Annotated in this window: 1 pseudogene; it reads right to left on the bottom strand. The window is 70.4% G+C overall.

Going from position 1 to position 426, the window contains the following annotated elements:
* Window positions 1–34: 34 nt before the first annotated feature.
* A pseudogene (locus tag DSP71_RS21765) lies at window positions 35–426 on the bottom strand (hypothetical protein); the annotation flags it as partial.

Here is a 426-nt window from a genome sequence, read left to right on the forward strand (position 1 = left end):
ACGACGAGCCCCGCGGAGTAGACGGTCACGGCGGTCATGCGGACTCTCCTCGGAAACGCGGCGAGCGCCATTCGCGCAGCGCGTCGATCTGGGCGGCGCTGCGCTGGTCGATGCGCTCTCCGCGCAGGGCGAGAGCGGCCGTGCCGATGGCGGTGTCGGCCTCGGCGGGAAGGGCATGCACTCCGACGGGCAGCGCGAGCGAGAGCAGGTGCTCGACGGCGTACAACTGCACGGCGAACGACAGATCCATGATCTCGATCGGGTTGCCCTCGCCGGCTGCGAGGTTCACGCATCCGGCCCTCGCGATCACGAGCGCGCCGTCTCCCGCACGCTCGACGAACGGCGATCTCTGCCCGTCCGCTCCTGCGTACGACTGCAGCGTCGACACATCGAGGTCGACCTCGTGCGGAACACCGCCGGCGACCG

It is taken from the genome of Microbacterium sp. H6 (genome assembly GCF_003314775.1).
GTDB lineage: Bacteria > Actinomycetota > Actinomycetes > Actinomycetales > Microbacteriaceae > Microbacterium > Microbacterium oxydans.